15 protein-coding genes are annotated in these 17660 nt (G+C 44.7%); all 15 read right to left on the bottom strand.

The features are described from left to right. A partial coding sequence (locus C4F37_RS04390) for a mannose-1-phosphate guanylyltransferase/mannose-6-phosphate isomerase (RefSeq protein WP_100621396.1) occupies positions 1–1178 on the bottom strand: 1178 nt, incomplete at its 3' end. Between the two features lie 26 nt (positions 1179–1204). After that, a complete protein-coding gene (locus C4F37_RS04385; RefSeq protein WP_001557072.1) occupies positions 1205–1978 on the bottom strand; it encodes a glycosyltransferase family 2 protein in 774 nt (257 codons plus the stop codon). A 4-nt stretch (positions 1979–1982) separates the two neighbouring features. Beyond that, positions 1983–3071 carry a glycosyltransferase family 4 protein gene (locus C4F37_RS04380; RefSeq protein WP_224155512.1) on the bottom strand — a complete coding sequence of 363 codons (1089 nt, stop codon included), beginning with the start codon at positions 3069–3071 and terminating at the stop codon, positions 1983–1985. A gap of 6 nt (positions 3072–3077) precedes the next feature. After that, positions 3078–4151, bottom strand: a complete 1074-nt coding sequence (gene wzy, locus C4F37_RS04375; RefSeq protein WP_001557074.1) for an O75 family O-antigen polymerase — start codon at positions 4149–4151, stop codon at positions 3078–3080. Then, positions 4148–5251, bottom strand: a complete 1104-nt coding sequence (locus tag C4F37_RS04370; RefSeq protein ID WP_001681956.1) for a glycosyltransferase — start codon at positions 5249–5251, stop codon at positions 4148–4150. The genes wzy and C4F37_RS04370 overlap by 4 nt, the downstream gene beginning before the upstream one ends. A 134-nt stretch (positions 5252–5385) precedes the next feature. Beyond that, complete coding sequence (rfbC, locus tag C4F37_RS04365) at positions 5386–5937, bottom strand: dTDP-4-dehydrorhamnose 3,5-epimerase (RefSeq protein WP_001557076.1); 552 nt, start codon at positions 5935–5937, stop codon at positions 5386–5388. A gap of 4 nt (positions 5938–5941) precedes the next feature. Further along, a complete protein-coding gene (rfbA, locus tag C4F37_RS04360; RefSeq protein WP_001681957.1) occupies positions 5942–6820 on the bottom strand; it encodes a glucose-1-phosphate thymidylyltransferase RfbA in 879 nt (292 codons plus the stop codon). Between the two features lie 57 nt (positions 6821–6877). Next, complete coding sequence (rfbD, locus tag C4F37_RS04355) at positions 6878–7777, bottom strand: dTDP-4-dehydrorhamnose reductase (protein ID WP_001023638.1); 900 nt, start codon at positions 7775–7777, stop codon at positions 6878–6880. Continuing rightward, on the bottom strand, positions 7777–8862 hold the full coding sequence (rfbB, locus tag C4F37_RS04350; protein ID WP_001557078.1) for a dTDP-glucose 4,6-dehydratase: 1086 nt from the start codon (positions 8860–8862) through the stop codon (positions 7777–7779). The genes rfbD and rfbB overlap by 1 nt, the downstream gene beginning before the upstream one ends. Positions 8863–9234: 372 nt before the next feature. Then, a complete protein-coding gene (gene galF, locus C4F37_RS04345) occupies positions 9235–10128 on the bottom strand; it encodes a UTP--glucose-1-phosphate uridylyltransferase GalF (RefSeq protein ID WP_001773992.1) in 894 nt (297 codons plus the stop codon). Between the two features lie 174 nt (positions 10129–10302). After that, a complete protein-coding gene (gene wcaM / locus C4F37_RS04340) occupies positions 10303–11697 on the bottom strand; it encodes a colanic acid biosynthesis protein WcaM (RefSeq protein ID WP_001557079.1) in 1395 nt (464 codons plus the stop codon). Positions 11698–11707: 10 nt separating this feature from the next. Then, on the bottom strand, positions 11708–12928 hold the full coding sequence (gene wcaL, locus C4F37_RS04335; protein WP_000862600.1) for a colanic acid biosynthesis glycosyltransferase WcaL: 1221 nt from the start codon (positions 12926–12928) through the stop codon (positions 11708–11710). Then, positions 12925–14205 carry a colanic acid biosynthesis pyruvyl transferase WcaK gene (gene wcaK / locus C4F37_RS04330; protein WP_000770823.1) on the bottom strand — a complete coding sequence of 427 codons (1281 nt, stop codon included), beginning with the start codon at positions 14203–14205 and terminating at the stop codon, positions 12925–12927. The genes wcaL and wcaK overlap by 4 nt, the downstream gene beginning before the upstream one ends. A gap of 564 nt (positions 14206–14769) precedes the next feature. After that, positions 14770–16248, bottom strand: coding sequence for a colanic acid undecaprenyl disphosphate flippase WzxC (gene wzxC / locus C4F37_RS04325; protein WP_001557081.1), 1479 nt, complete (start codon positions 16246–16248; stop codon positions 14770–14772). 1 nt (position 16249) lies between these two features. After that, positions 16250–17644, bottom strand: a complete 1395-nt coding sequence (gene wcaJ, locus C4F37_RS04320; protein WP_000183120.1) for an undecaprenyl-phosphate glucose phosphotransferase — start codon at positions 17642–17644, stop codon at positions 16250–16252. Between the last annotated feature and the right edge of the window lie 16 nt (positions 17645–17660).

Below are 17660 nucleotides of genomic sequence, written 5' to 3'. Positions count from 1 at the left end.
CCTTCGCCCGGTTTCACGGTGATGCGTTTCACCTGGTAGCGGTCGCCCGCGTCGATAGAGTCATATTTGCCCCACGGACGATACACTTCGCGATGCACCCGATGCTCATGGCGACCATCAGCTTTGATCTGCTCGACCACTTTCTTCACATCCTGCACCGCATTACGGTCGGCAATCAGCACTGCATCTTTGGTCTGCACTACCACCAAATCTTTCACCCCGACGGTGGTGACCAGGCCAGATTCGGCGTACACATAGCTGTTTTCAGTTTTGTGATTAATCACATCGCCGTGGCAAACGTTGCCCTCGGCGGTGTGGGCGCTGATCTCCCATAATGAAGACCAGGAACCGACATCGCTCCAGCCCGCATCCATCGGCACCACAACGGCATCTGCCGTGCATTCCATGACCGCGTAATCCACCGACTCTTCCGGACAAGCGAGAAACGCCTCTTCATCCACACGAATAAAATCGAGATCCGGATCGACGGCGCTCATCGCTTTTTCACAGGCATCGAGAATATCCGGACGATACTTTTTCAGTTCTTCGAGATAGCGTCCGGCACGGAACAGGAACATACCGCTGTTCCAGTAATATTCGCCGCTTGCCACATAGGCCTGCGCGGTTTCCAGATTCGGTTTTTCGACAAACTGCGCCACTTCAAAGGCCACCGCATGCTGCTCATCTACAGGCACTTCATCACCGCGACGAATATAGCCATACCCAGTTTCAGGTTTGAATGGAACGATACCAAAAGTCACTAGTTTTCCATAACTAGCTAAAGATGACGCCTTATTAATTGCCTCACAGAAAACATGTTCGTCTTGGATGTTGTGATCTGCAGCTAAAATAAGAATCAATGGATCTTCATCAGCGAATTTTCTTTTTGCTGCTAATGCTGCGAGTGTTATAGCAGGGGCTGTATTACGACCTTTGGGTTCAAGAATAATGTTATTTGAAAGTTTGCCTAACTCTCTTAATTGTTCTGCAACAATAAATCTATGCTCTTCGTTGCATATAACTATTGAATCATCAGCATTTAAATTATTAAGACGTGATAATGTTGACTGCAACATTGTCAAACTGCCAGTCAACTTTAAAAACTGCTTGGGGAACTTTTCTCGTGAAAGTGGCCACAAGCGACTTCCCGAACCACCAGCCAAAATAACAGGTATCATTCTCACCTCTTAAAAGAATATTAGCATTAAAGCAACTTACTAGAACGCAGCATACCATTTTTATATAATAAAAAAAGGATAATACTTTTTATATGCCAAATGAAATGTCTACTAAAAATCCTACGATTGTTAAATTGTGCCAAATGAATTGCTGCATAGCATGGATAGTATAAAACTGAAGTATTGAAGTGTTTTTTAGCTCGCCAACATATATCAATATCTTCGCAATACATAAAATACTTTTCGTTGAATCCGTTGAGTTTTGAATAAAAGAAGGCATTAAATATTAGAAAAGAACCTGCAGCCCAATCAACATATGTTGGTTTCGTTATTTTGTTCTTATTTACTACACAGTCATTTTTCTTAAATAAAAATGACATAAAAAAATCAATTGCCGAGGGAAATTTCCTTACTGAGTTATCATATGTTTTTTTATCAAAATCCCTGTATAAATTTATCGTTGCTAGATTAACATTCGCTGAACCACACTCATCTACGACATCTAATAGATCAGAGCACTCAATATATATATCAGGATTCATAACCACAAAAAAATCTTCCTTAGTAATTAAGGAGGATATAGAGGAAAAAACTTCATTATTATTCTCTCCAAATCCTTTTTTCTCTTTAGACCTTAAATAAGTTATTTTGTTTTCCTGACAAAAATCCAAAAGCTCGCTCTCTCCTAAATTATCTTTGATGATAACTTTAATTCTGCTGTGATTATTTAATTTTGATACTGCTCCTAATTCCTTAAGAGTTTTGAAATGACCATGAGAAATTACCGAAACATAAATCATTATATTAGTGCCTCTGCTCTAATAAAGAAACAAAAAGTTTGTCATAAAGATTTGACATTTTTTTATCGGATATATTGTAAAGTTTATCGTCAGAAAGAGCGTTATAGTCAGCTTTTTTTATTTTAGGTTGCAAATAATTATATGATCCATCCTTAATTTTAAACATAGAAATATTTTCCTCTCCTAATAGAGATGCAATTTCTCTATGGGGCTCTATATCGCTAACATATAAATAGCACCCAGTAGAGGCAGCTTCTAATAGTGCCAAGGGGAGCCCTTCCGATAAAGAAGCGGAAACAAAAATATCTGATAATTGATAATATTCAAGAGGGCATTCAACTTTCCCCATAAATATATACCGTAAATCTTTAGAATATTTATCCTTACAATATCTAAAAAGTTCACCATCACCTAGAATTAAAAATATATCATTTTCTTCGATGGCTAAGTGTTCCAAGAGGTAAGCAATATTTTTCCTTAATGATAACGAGCCACAATATATAAATATTCTTTTTTCACTATCAAATCCGTGTTTTTCCCTCAATAATTTTTTTTTATCAGACTCAAGTGTCTTAAACCTAGTTATATCAATCCCATTCTGGATGGTGGTTATTTTAGTTTTTACTTTCGATTGTTTCAGTTTTGATTGGACCGCTGCTGAGCAAGCAACGATATGATTAAATCTTCGTAATATAAAACGATGAAGATAATATATAGCATTCCCTTTAACCGCGCCAAATAATGGGATATAATCCTCATCTAGTCTATTGTGAATAGTAGATATTTTCACGCCATTCAGAAAGTAAGAAAACATATCGGCCGTGATCCCATGTGAATGTAAGATATTATGTGGATGTTCCTTTAAAAAACTTCTCACAAATAAAATTTTGCTGAACCAAGTACCATCTGGTATTAATATAACCTTGGCTCCTAAACAGCATAACTCATCATATATATTTTTATCTACGCTATTTGTTAAACAAAAAACAGTAAAAGCATATTTTTTATTTTCTTTTATCAATCCTCGTACTACATTCACAGGTCCAAGATTTTGTATTTTAGAGATAAGTATGCCTATTTTATTATTTTTCACTTAGATTCACCCAAATATAATCAGAGTAAGCTCAGGATGCACATTAGAAATAAATAGATCATATCCTAATTGCACAATTGTTAAAAAAGAAAAAATTAGAAACGCCAGAGGTGTATTTCTTTTGTAGAACAGAGCATATACAATTAAAATGCTTTCACCTAGTGTCAGAAAGGATGAAAGACGGCCTGAAAGAATAGCCATCCCACTCAATGCAACCATAGCTAATACACCTAAAACATATAAGTTATAAAGCACTATAATTTTCTCATTTTTAATATCTGAAAGTACATATTTGTGCATTAAGACAATTAAAAAAACACCTTTAATAAAAACCGGATTAGTAAATATACTCACCCGATAATCATATTCTTCCCAACCAACATAATTCGAAATTGCAGTTGGAAGCAAACTATATTGAGATAAGAGTTGTATCGATAAATTAAGCCCATTCAAATAAGAAAAAATAATTGACACTAAAAATAAAAACAACATCATTTTTAATGTTATGTATTTTTTTTTGAAAAAAGGATAACAAAGAGCAATAATAAGCGCCCCAGAATGAATCAAAGAAGCAAATAAAACTCCTGTAATTATACTTTTATTTCCTTTAAATTTAATTATTGAATATAATGATATGCTAACAGCTAATCCTGCCCTAATTTGAATCAAATCTCTAACTATAAAAGCATGGCTTAAATAAAAAACTAACGATAGTATCGGTATTAAACTTATTTTTCTGAATGAAAAATATGTAAGCAGGAGTGATAAAAAAGCAATAAAAAAAAGAAATAATTGAAATGGCAAGCATAAAGTTTTAAAGATTGATGATAAGAATAGATAGCCTACCTCCCCATGTATATCTCTTATAGATGCGAGACTAAAGTCACATAAAATAGGCACTTCATTATACATTTTCCTGTATTCGATATAATCACTATCATTCATACGCAGCCCTGATATTAATACCATTAGGACCACGAGAAAAAACATTAAGTATGCGTTAATATCTCCACTTTTATTATTATGGGCCAAAGCCAATATTAAACCAAACGCAAGGACTGAAAAAAGCAATAAATTCATTCTTGGACTCTTAATGTCGTTTCAAGAAAACTGTTAATTAAATTGACAAAGTTTGTGTCAGTATCCTCCTCGCAATAAAAACATAAATCGGAACATATTCCTTTTGAAGCAAATTTTGTTGTAAGTACAGGAATACCTTTTTGTACAGCTTCTAATATTTTTATTTTAATTCCAGTGCCCGTTGTAATCGGTGCAATAACACACAAGCATGTTGAGCTAAGTTTATTATATGTGGAAAAGTCAAGCTCTCCCGTAAAGGTAATTTCCTCTCCACAGTTTAACATCTTTATTTTTTTATCTGATGCCTTTCCTGTTACAACTATTCTTATTTTCCTATTTAATCCAGGATATATATTTTTTATAAACCAATTTAAGCCGTAAAAATTTTGTGAAAATTCAATGCTACCGGGAATAAGCAGGAAAGGGGTTTGGAAATTGATAGTTCTCTTAATCTTTTCTACATAAAGATGATTGCTCGCTAAGGAACAACAACCCTCATCAATATTGTATCTTGTTTTATACCAACATTTATCTTCTTCTGTCAGAAAGATAAATTGCTCAACTCTCAAACGTTTGATAATATTTTCTTCAGTAATTTTCAACTTTAGGTAATCATTAAAAAACAAAATTTTTCGTACAACCTCATTATGAGATACAAACATTTCTTTAAAGAAATCAGTTGCCACATCATGAATAACACAGTGTATTCTCGCACTAATTTCAATAGGCAATGCTTGCAACGCCCATATAGACTCAGCAATAATAATAGAAGGTTTTTCTAAATCAATTATCTTTTTTATGTTATCTCTAATGTCAGCAGAAGAAAATAATTGTTCATACCGAGTTCTGATATCAAATAATATTTGTAACTCGGCAATAAATGATCTAGATATTTTTTTTACTTCATATCTTTGAATATTATTAAATCTTGTTGGTATTAATTCATCTTTCTTTTCCGTAACATTTTCAAGGTTTATTTCAATCAAAACGACCTCATTATCCTCATTTAATAACTCATCAATTCTTCCTAATACAGAACTTTTGTACCCATTATTTGTCGGGAATATTGGAGCTGTAGAAACCACAACTATTTTAGTCATAAAAAACGCCTAGAAAGATAAATAACCACAAACCTTCATCAGGTCGAAATATTATTGCGCTTTGTGTTATAGATGTGCAATATAATTTACTTAAAGCATAAAAAATGATGACTATGTGCAGTGTAAAGATAACACTACTTGCTAAACATTTGAACAAATCTAAATGATGGTAAATTAATATCTTTCTGTGACAGAATCTTCTCTGATTGAGAGGGCCAGGCAATGTTAATTTCCTCATCGTTCCAAATGACTCCCCTTTCATGATTTAAAGAATAATAGTTGTTAGTTTTATAAACAAACTCTGCAATATCACTTAAAGTTAAAAAACCATGGGCGAATCCTTCTGGAATCCATAGCTGCCTTTTATTTTCTGACGAAAGAGTTACTCCAACCCATGAACCAAATGTTTCAGAATTAGGTCTAATGTCTACTGCAACATCAAATACCTCGCCAACTATACACCTTACTAATTTTGCCTGCTCAAAGGGAGGAAGCTGAAAGTGTAAACCTCTAAGTACACCTTTACACGATTTAGAATGATTATCCTGAACAAATTCAACCTTCCGCCCTACAGCCTCTTCGAAAACTTTCTGATTAAAGCTTTCCATAAAGAAACCACGCTCATCACCAAAAACTTTCGGTTCAAAAATCAGTACATCTGGAATTTCTGTTTTAATAACATTCATTTTATTAATAACCTTTAATCATTTTTAGCAGATACTGACCATAAGCATTTTTTTTCAGCGGTTTAGCTAATACTTTCACCTGCTCAGCATCAATAAACCCTTTACGGTAAGCAATTTCTTCCGGGCAGGAAACTTTCAAGCCCTGGCGCTCTTCAATGGTGGCAATGAAGTTGCTTGCTTCAATAAGACTTTGATGTGTCCCCGTGTCCAGCCAGGCATATCCACGTCCCATCATGGCAACAGATAAATGCCCCTGTTCCATATAGATACGGTTAATATCGGTAATTTCCAGTTCACCGCGGGCAGAAGGCTTAAGATTTTTCGCCATTTCCACAACGTAGTTATCATAGAAATAAAGCCCGGTTACCGCATAATTACTTTTTGGTTGTAACGGTTTTTCTTCCAGGCTGATTGCAGTACCGTTTTTATCAAACTCAACGACACCATAGCGTTCAGGATCATTAACGTGATAGGCAAATACCGTTGCACCACTTTCTTTGTTAACAGCGGCATCCATTAACTTAGGCAGGTCGTGACCGTAGAAGATATTATCACCAAGTACCAAAGCACAATCATCACCACCGATAAACTCTTCACCGATGATAAATGCCTGCGCAAGACCATCCGGACTCGGTTGCACTTTGTAGTGAAGATTTAGCCCCCACTGGCTCCCATCACCCAGCAGTTGTTGAAAACGAGGAGTATCCTGTGGCGTGCTGATAATCAAAATATCGCGAATACCCGCCAACATCAGTGTAGAGAGCGGGTAATAGATCATCGGTTTATCATAAATCGGTAACAGCTGTTTACTGACAGCCATAGTCACAGGATAAAGACGTGTACCAGAACCACCCGCTAAAATAATACCTTTACGCGTATTCATTCCATCATTCCTTTTAATTCATCTTGTTCCACCATCACGAACAAGATGCAAAAACTATTAAATTGCTGTAGTCGTAAATAATTCGTTGAGCATGCGTTTCACACCAACCTGCCAGTCAGGCAAGACAAGCGCAAAGTTCTGCTGAAATTTTTCTGTATTAAGGCGAGAGTTATGTGGACGACGAGCTGGTGTAGGATAGACTGTTGTTGGTACTGCGTTGAGCTTGTTGAGTGCAAGGGGAATGCCTGCTTTGCGCGCCTCTTCAAAAACCAGCGCAGCATAATCGTGCCAGGTTGTGGTACCACTGGCTACCAGATGGTACAAACCTGCGACTTCCGGTTTATTCAGTGCCACACGAATGGCATGTGCCGTACAATCAGCCAGCAACTCTGCGCCAGTTGGCGCACCAAACTGATCATTAATAACGGCTAATTCTTCACGCTCTTTTGCCAGACGCAACATCGTTTTGGCGAAGTTATTTCCTTTACCTGCATAGACCCAGCTGGTCCGGAAAATAAGGTGCTTCGCACAATGCTCTTGTAATGCTTTTTCTCCTGCTAACTTGGTTTCACCGTAAACATTTAGCGGTGCGGTTGCATCCTCCTCCTGCCATGGTATTTCACCGGTCCCCGGAAATACGTAGTCAGTAGAGTAGTGAATAACCCAAGCGCCGACTTCATTGGCTGCTTTCGCGATCGCTTCGACACTCGTCGCGTTCAGTAATTGTGCAAACTCCGGTTCTGATTCTGCTTTGTCTACTGCGGTGTGAGCGGCTGCGTTGACAATAATATCAGGCCGAATGCTTCTAACGGTTTCAGCCACACCTTCAGGGTTACTAAAATCACCACAGTAATCAGTGGAGTGAACATCAAGAGCAATCAAATTACCCAGAGGTGCCAGAGCACGCTGTAGTTCCCAACCAACCTGCCCTGTTTTGCCAAAAAGGAGGATATTCATTAGTGGCGGCCCTCATAGTTCTGTTCAATCCACGATTGATAGGCACCACTTTTCACATTATCAACCCATTTTGTATTGGACAGATACCATTCCACAGTTTTACGAATCCCGCTCTCAAACGTTTCCTGTGGTTTCCAGCCCAATTCGCGGCTAATTTTATCGGCATCAATTGCATAACGGCGATCATGCCCTGGGCGATCAGCAACATAGGTAATTTGCTCACGATAAGATTTCTCTTTCGGGACTATCTCATCCAACAAATCACAAATAGTGAACACTACGTCGATGTTTTTCTTTTCGTTGTGTCCACCAATGTTATAAGTTTCGCCCGCTTTACCTTCGGTTACGACGGTATATAACGCTCGAGCATGATCCTCTACATACAACCAGTCGCGGATCTGATCTCCTTTGCCATAAATAGGTAATGCCTTACCTTCCAGTGCATTAAGAATAACCAGTGGAATAAGCTTTTCCGGGAAATGATAAGGACCATAGTTGTTCGAGCAATTAGTCACAATGGTCGGTAAACCATAAGTACGTTTCCATGCGCGAACCAAATGATCGCTGGAAGCTTTAGAAGCAGAATATGGACTACTTGGCGCGTATGCTGTCATTTCCGTAAATAGCGGCAACGTTTCATTGCTATTTACTTCATCCGGATGGGGTAAGTCACCATACACCTCATCAGTAGAAATATGATGAAAGCGGAAGTTTTTTTTCTTTTCATCATCCAGACCAGACCAATAATTGCGCGCCGCTTCTAAAAGAACATAAGTACCCACAATATTGGTTTCAATAAATGCCGCAGGGCCAGTTATTGAGCGGTCAACGTGGCTCTCTGCTGCCAGGTGCATCACCGCGTCTGGCTGGTGCTGTGCGAAAATACGAGCCATCGCTTCGGCATCGCAGATATCTGCATGCTCAAATGAATAACGTTCAGAATCAGAAATTTCAGCGAGCGATTCCAGGTTTCCGGCGTATGTTAATTTATCGACATTAACAACACTATCTTGCGTATTATTTATTATGTGACGAACAACAGCAGAACCAATAAATCCTGCGCCACCAGTAACAAGTATCTTCACTTTTTTATTCCATATAGCCAGAGAGCATGCTGTGAAATAGACTGCTCCAGATTTGATTAATAGATGCATTAATGCACGCTACCGCCCCTGGCTTAACAGCTACCAGAGCACTGCGTACATTTCCACGATGTGACGAGCGTAACCCACTCGTGCCAAATCCGAAAAATTCAAACGCTAATTGTCTTACCAAACAGCTGTAGAAACAAGGAAAATCCTGGAAAAATTTGAACTATGATTGCAAGCTAACATGCTGTTTTTATTGTACTTATAAAAAAGACAACGGCAGTGAGATTCAATGAGCAAAACTTATGCTATGAATCTTCACTGCCGTTTTTAATTACTTACTGACCGACACTTCCAGTCAGGAATTTGTTACTCGCTTAACAACTTCTCAATGCCTTTGCGGAACTTAGCGCCCTCCTTCAGGTTACGCAGCCCATACTTCACAAACGCTTGCATATAACCCATTTTCTTTCCGCAGTCGTAACTGTCCCCAGTCATCAGCATTGCGTCAACTGCTTGTTTTTTTGCCAACTCAGCAATGGCATCAGTCAGCTGAATACGTCCCCATGCACCAGGCTGAGTACGTTCCAGTTCCGGCCAAATATCGGCAGAAAGCACATAACGGCCCACGGCCATGATGTCTGAGTCCAGCATCTGCGGCTGATCCGGTTTTTCGATAAATTCAACAATGCGGCTGACTTTACCTTCACGATCCAGTGGTTCTTTGGTCTGAATAACGGAGTATTCAGAGAGGTCACCCGGCATACGTTTTGCCAGCACCTGGCTGCGGCCCGTTTCGTTGAAACGAGCAATCATGGCAGCAAGGTTGTAACGCAGCGGGTCGGCGCTGGCGTCATCGATAACAACGTCTGGCAGTACCACGACAAATGGGTTGTCACCAATAGCAGGTCGTGCACATAAAATGGAGTGGCCCAAACCTAAAGGTTCGCCCTGACGCACGTTCATAATGGTCACGCCCGGTGGACAGATGGACTGCACTTCCGCAAGCAGTTGACGCTTCACGCGCTGTTCAAGGAGAGATTCTAATTCATAAGAGGTGTCGAAGTGGTTTTCGACCGCGTTCTTGGAAGCGTGAGTTACCAGGAGGATTTCTTTGATCCCTGCAGCCACAATCTCGTCAACGATGTACTGAATCATTGGCTTGTCGACGATCGGTAGCATCTCTTTGGGAATCGCCTTAGTGGCAGGCAACATATGCATCCCAAGACCCGCTACAGGAATAACTGCTTTTAAATTCGTCATTATTTCATCCACCTGTAAAATGGTTGCTGAATTATAGCTTGTTCGATTTTTTTCGCCAGCATCAATTACCCTGAATTGATTACTGAATTACTTGTGATGTTACGCCGCTTCGTTGTGGATTGCAGTAGCATTGTTCCTAAGTATGGCTCCATTTTTCCAGGAATGGTCGCAAATCTACTCTCTCCGTTCCGGCAATCTAAAGTTAATCTTTTCCACATTAACAATATGGTGATTAATCCTGTCGATATCGACGGAGCTTTGTCCTTTTTCATTCATCGCATGAACATTTGCAAGTGACAGCAGTGTTTCTTTTTTCGCCATAAAGACACCGCGTACGTCTTTGCGCATGTCGAAGTTCATGCTCAATGCGGGTCCAACAGAGGATTCCTGCATCACATTGATATTTCTCATAAAAAGGTGTTGCGGTTTATTGTGTAGCTCAAGCGACGCAGGCTTCATCTCAATGTTAGTCAGCGCCACAAAGGAGACAGCATTCCCGGCGGAGATTTGGATGCCGCGCAATTTATAAGCAAGATGAGTATTATCCAGTTGAATATCATTCACTCGGAAATTCTGCGGTATCGAGAGATATTTGCCTTTAATTACCCCATAGCCGATTAACATCCCGGCACTATTAATCATTTCAATATTATCAATCACAAAGTTGTCACAACCATAAATAGCAACTGTGGCGTTATCAATACCTGCTTTCTTACTGAAATCCGGTGTGATATTGCGGGCTTTGATATTACGAATAACAAAATGTTTACCATTTTCAACATGGATCAGTTGCCGACAATCTGATCCCGTGATATTCGCCACGACAAAGTTTTTCACTGCCTGGTTTTCCGGATAATTATTATCGTAGGTACTTCCCGCAAGGCCTATGCCGATGCCCCAGTTGATTTTGCCGTTAGTACAGTTGATGCGCTCGATGACATGGTCAGATATCAAAATATCACTGTCGTTAATCGCCACGTTCCATTCAATAGCGTCCCCCTGTAAGTCGCTGAACTTACAGTTGGTGATGTTGGCACCGATAATCTGGTTATGAAATCCCTGGCGTAAGATGGCATAATTAGCGTGGCTAACGGTCAGGTTATCGATGGTCAGGTTGTGCATGACCCGTTTGTTTTTGCCGCCGATATAAATCTGCGTTACCGGACCAAAGCCGCTCATCGCCAGCCCTTTGATGGTGCAGTCAGAGCCGCGCACATCCAGGGTGATGTTATGCATACTGCCGCCCCCCTCCCCTGTCACCTGGCTGCCATCCTGTAAGACAAATCGCCCTCTGCCGTTGCCGCGCAGGCTTCCAAGGATGTGTAACGTTTTGCCAGGAGGAATGAAGATGCCGGTGTTGATATTGTCACAAATCAATCCGGCGGGCACGACGACCGTTTGCCCTTCGCTGAAGGCTTGTTTAAATGAGGCGATCCAGTCGTGAGGGTTGTAGTCGTTAATGTTAACGCTTTGTTGAGCGGGAAGTGCGCGAGCGAAAGGGGTATGGAGGAAGGCAAGCGCCGAGCTTGCCGTCAGGAAGGTGCGTCGGGAGAGTTTTTTAAATGGCATGCGTTCTCCTCTATAAAGCCTGCAGCAAGCTGGCGAGTTCTCGATTGATCACCTGCTGGTTAAAATCGTGTTCGACTTTTTCGCGCGCACGTTTGACGACAGGAGCCAGTTCGTCGCTGTCCAGTTGGCTAAACGCCGCCAGTCGTTGCGCCAGTGCGCGAGCATCGTTCTCAGGCACCAGCCAGCCGGATTTATCGGCCTCCACCAGTTCAGGTATTCCGCTATGCAGAGTAGAAACCACCGGAATGCCGACCGCCATCGCTTCCATCAGCGCCACCGGAATACCTTCCATATCGCCATCCGCACCTGTAACCGATGGCAACAGGAAGACATCCGCGTCGTCTAGCATCGCTTTCACTTCATGGCTCGGTTTAAAGCCCGGCATCTCCACCACATCTTCCAGTTGATATTGTTCGATGAGGGTGCGCAGGCGTCGTTCCCACGGGCCAATGCCGAGGATGCGATAGCGAAATGCCACGCCCTGCTCTTTCAACTGACGGCAGGCTTCGATCGCCACATGCAGGCCTTTTTTTTCGGTTAAGCGTGCGACGGAAATGATTTCCAGCGGCGTTGCGGGCGCTTTCACCGGACGCGGGCTAAAGCGCGTCATGTCCACGCCCATGCGCGATACGGCGATTTTTTCCCTCGGACAGCCCATTTTTTGCAGCCTTCCGGCCCAGAGATCGCTGATCGGTAGCATCAGGTCGCCACGGCGGAACAGTTGCTGATATTCGGGAGTGTAGTGGTTGAGAACGTCCCGACTGGAGATATCAATACCGTGGAAGATAGTGGCAATTTTGCCGCGAATGACACCCAGTTCGCGTAGTTTTGCTGCGGTTACCCCCGCCGGGCCAAAATGAGCGATAAAGACATCGGCATGAAACGGTGTTGCGACCTGGCCACAAATGGCAGACAAAATCAGGTTCCGCGACTCGGCACCATAGCGTTTGAGGTTGAGCGCCTGCCAGGTATTTTTACGATGAATGCCGCGTAAGGTCTGGCTGGCGCGGTGGCGCAGCTTCGCCACTTTGCCCGTAGGTTCGTCCTGTAACCAGCGGGTTCTGGCGGCAAGGTTGTATTTCGTCCATGCCGCGTGGGTGTTCTCTGTATCGCCTTTTTGCAACGCGACAATCTCCACCTCAAAGCCCATATCAATAAACGCAGTGATTTGGTTAAGAACGAAGGTTTCCGACGACAGCGGAAATTTCAGTAAAAAGAAGCCGACCTTCATTTCACCTCCCCGATGCGTTCAAGCACAGATTGCACCATCTGCATTCCCGTCTGACGTTCGCGACTGACGGCTTCGTTAAGTCGCGTGTTCAGTGCCGGAAGCTGGCCTAAGGTATCCGCAACCATCGCTTGCAGGCTGCCGTCTAATAAATGACGGATATCAATCGCCATTTCTGGTAGCCCCAGTTGTTGCATGATCCCGGCGGATTTATGTTCATAGTTGATGGCAATCGCCGGGGTGGCAAAGTTCATTGAGATAATGGCGGAGTGCAGGCGCGTACCGACGGTGAGTTCACAGGCCCCCAGAATTTTGCCCATTTCCAGATCATTGAGTTCATCCATCACCACGTGGTAACGGGCAGGATCGCTGATGTGCTGGCGCAGATTGAGCGCCACCATGCGGTCGTCTTTGTTATAGCTGTCGATGCCCGTACAGGTGGAGAGCGCAATCACCTGATACCCTTCATCGAGAATGCGATTGACCACCCCGGCAAAGGCTTTTTCATACGCTTGTTGAGTGGTGCCGAGACGTTTGTCGAACGGTGCCAGTTCGCGCAGGGTAATGGCCACCGTTTTCTGTTGTGCGGCAACGTCCAGCCAGTGTTGAACGGCATAGCTGGCGGTGAAGTCTTCGGTGTGGTGATCGACCAGCCACGCGGTATCGACGCCATGTTCAACTTTTGCGGTGGTGATATTGCTGCGTTTCATCAGTTCAAGGCTGACCGATTCGCGCAGGATCAGCGCGTCGCAGTGACCAAAAACGTAGTTCGCCAGTTGGTTAAATTGCTCATCCTGGAACGGGCCGACGCTGTGACCAATCATAAACAGCGGCTTTTTCGCCATAAACGTGCAAAGCGCATGTTCAAACTGCGGCACGCCATAGAGATCGACAAAAAACGATCCGCCGACCTGAATAATGGCGTCGTAACCTGACAGCAGTCGCACGAAGTCAGTGAATCCCTGGGCGATGGCGATATTACGCAACTTGCCAGTGTCGGTGACGCGTGAGAGCAATACCTGGTGCTGGTAGCGGCGACGGAGGACTTTTTTAACGCGCCCAACCACGCCCGCTGCGCTGTTGTGTTGTTTCATTTGCAGGAACAGCGGATCGCCCATTACCGGGCGGTTGAGCAGCCAGGAAGAACTGACCGGATAGCGGCTCATCACGTCCACTTCGGCATGTGGATTGAGGATATTGATGGCATCAAGTAAGCCGCGCAAGATGGCGCTGTCGCCACGATTGCCGCAAGTGTGGTTGCCCAGAATAAGTAATTTCATTTTTTCCTCATAAATTTGATGCCAGGTGAGGCTATGTTTGTTGTGTTCGTTGCCGTTTTTTGCCTGATGCGACGCTAACGCGTCTTATCAGACCTACAAGTCCCGAGCACAGAACCGTAGGCCGGATAAGGCGTTCACGCCGCATCCGGCATTCAGTGCCTGATGCGACGCTGACGCGTCTTATCAGGCCTACAAGATCCGAGCACAGAACCGTAGGACGGATAAGGCGTTTTACGCCGCATCCGGCATTCAGTGCCTGATGCGACGCTGACGCGCCTTATCAGGCCTACAAGATCCGAGCACAGAACCGTAGGCCGGATAAGGCGTTCACGCCGCATCCGGCATTCAGTGCCTGATGCGACGCTGACGCGCCTTATCAGGCCTACAAGATCCGAGCACAGAACCGTAGGCCGGATAAGGCGTTTTACGCCGCATCCGGCATTCAGTGCCTGATGCTACGCTAACGCGTCTTATCAGGCCTACAAGATCCAAGCCCAGCCCCCCAGGACGGATAAGGCGTTCACGCCGCATCCGGCAACCGTTGCCGGAACCGAAAACAACCATTCACCCCGCCCGTAAAAGCATTTTCATTTTTTCGCTGCGACAAAACTGACGCTTCACTTCCACCACCAGCGAATGGCGCGACAGCACAATCATCACCACAAACGCCAGCACGCCTGCGGCTATTTGCACCGCCAGCAGCATCCCCAGCGCCAGTTGCCCTTTCAGCACAATGCCTAGCGCAGAACTAACCACCAGCGTCGGCAGCGAGAGATAAAACGGCAGCCACAAACTCAGGATGTACTGGCGATAACTGGAACCGAGCACCGGTTTAATCATCACGAAATAGCTCAGAATGGTGTTGATAATCTGCACCAGCAGGAAGCCAAGCGTGACGCCGATTGCGCCCGCCATCTGCCCACCAATAACAATCGCCGGAATAAACAGAAAGGTTTTGAATACGTTGAATTTAAAGCTGATATCGACCCGCGCTTTCGCCATCAGCAGCGAACCAATCGGGTTACCCACGGAACGCAGCAGCCCCACCACACACAGCAATTGCAGCACCGGAATAATGCTGTTCCACTTCTCACCAAAGACCAGCGGTACAAAGTTATTCGACACCACCATCAGCCCCAGCAGCGCCGGAAAGTTGATAATCCCCACCACCGACAGCAGCTTGTAGAAGTTGACGCGCAGCTTTTCTGTATCGTCCTGAATTTTGGCGAACGCCGGAAACAACACGCGGGTGATGATCGGGTTCAGTTTCATCGGCGGCACAACGGCCACGTTGTACGCCAGGTTGTATCCCCCAGCCACGCCCGCGCCGAGAATACGCGCCAGCACCAGCGTTGAAAGGTTGGTATTGAGATAGTTGATGATGCCGTCCGCCGTCAGCCAGGCACCAAAGCGTAAGTTCGGTGCCACCGACGCCAGCGAGAAATGCAGACCGGGGCGATAAATTTTGCGGCCAAAGTAGCCAAACAGCAGCGTTCTCACCGCACTATTGACCAGATAACCAAGAATCGCGGTCATCGCCAGCGGCCAGAAATGGGCGCTAACCACCGTAAAAGTAAAGCCCGCCAGCACCGCGCTGGTTTCGATCATGCCGATTTTGTTGAACTCCAGCTCTTTTTGCATCAACGCGCGGAACTGTTGCCCGTGGGGGATCACCACAAACGCCAGCGACAATGTTTTAATCAACGGTGCCAGGTCCGGGTTATTCAGCAAGTCGCCGATGAGATCACTCAACAAAAACACCGCCACACACACCACAAGCCCCAGCCCAACGTTCAGCCAGTACAGCGTGGTGAGTTCAAGGTGGCTGATTTCTTTTCGCTGAATAATCGAGTTAGCGATACCGAAGTCAGAAAGCGTATCTGCCAGCGCGATGATCACCAGCGACACAGTCAGCAAACCGAACTGGTGGTTATCTATAATCCGCGCCAGCACAGTCATTTGCACCAGACCGAGGCCGATGATGATCACCGTGGCAATCGCCGACCACTTCGCGCCGCTGATGGTTTTTTCACGTAAGCTCATATTAATATGCCGCTTTGTTAACGAAGCCCTTGAATACCGTCAGGAAAACGATTTTGATATCGAACCAGACGCTCCATTCGCGGATGTACTCAAGGTCGAACTCGACGCGTTTTTCCATTTTCTCCAGCGTGTCGGTTTCGCCGCGCCAGCCGTTAATCTGCGCCCAGCCGGTAATGCCCGGTTTCACTTTATGGCGCAGCATGTAGCCTTCAATGAGCTGGCGATACTGTTCGTTATGCGCCACCGCATGCGGACGGGGACCCACAATCGACATCCCGCCAGTCAGCACATTGATAAACTGCGGCAGTTCATCCAGCGAAGTGCGCCGCAGAAAGTTCCCCACTTTGGTGACGCGCGGATCGTTCTGCGTCGCCTGAGTCACCACTTTGTCGTTCTCCATCACTTTCATGGAACGGAACTTCCACACTTTGATCGGCTTGCCATCCATGCCGTAGCGAGTCTGGCGGAAAATAACCGGCCCCGGTGAGCTCAGTTTCACCGCCAGCGCAATGCAGCACAGCACCGGGGAGATCAGCAGCAGAATAAGCGTCGCCAGCACAATATCTTCCGCACGTTTGAGCAGGCGGTTAACCCCGGAAAGCGGCGTGTCATACAGCGGCACCACCGGTACGCCGTTCATCTCTTCGATACGGGAATGGAGAATGTTGAAGGTAAAGACATCGGGGATCAGCAGCACCGAACAGGTGGTGTCCGCCAGTTGATGGACCAGTTTTTTCACTCGCGCGCCGTCGCACATCTGCATCGCGATATAGACGTTATGAATCTTGCCCGCTTTCGCATCCTCGACCAGCTGTTGCAGATTACCCGCCCAGTCGTTAGAAACGCCGCCCGGTTTCGGGTCGTGGTAAACGCCCACCACTTCAAACCCTAACCACGGCTGATTACGGAAGCTCTCCATCAGCATTTGTCCGGCGGCTAAATCCCCCGCCACCGCGACCATACGCTTGTTATAGCCATGATTACGCAGCCAGCCCGCCCCAATACGAATACATGAACGGCAAACCACCAGTCCGATGCTGGTCAGCCCATACCACGCCAGCCAGATTTTCAATTGCGTGTCGAAATCATTGTTGAACGCCACCAGTCCGGCGCTGAAAATCACGCTTAACGTCCAGTTTTGTAGCAACAGGGCAAATTCTGTCGCTGCCCGAACACCGCGCCATGAGCGATAAAAATCGGTGATGCCGCCCAGCATCTGGAACACCACCAGCGTAATCAGCGCCACCAACAGGTGCATGTAGAGGAATGACAGTCCGCTGACTTCGCAAACCAGCCATAGTCCGGCAAACATGATGGTGATATCTGAAAAGCGTTGCACCATAGAGATTAACGATGCATTGGTTTTCGCTCGCTCGCGCTTTTTTAGATTTGTCATCGTTGTTCCTGTTTTT

Source organism: Escherichia sp. R1, assembly GCF_003000935.1.
Classification (GTDB): domain Bacteria; phylum Pseudomonadota; class Gammaproteobacteria; order Enterobacterales; family Enterobacteriaceae; genus Escherichia; species Escherichia coli.
The sequence above is the reverse complement of the archived record's forward strand: the minus strand, read 5'-3'. Positions and strand labels throughout refer to the sequence as shown.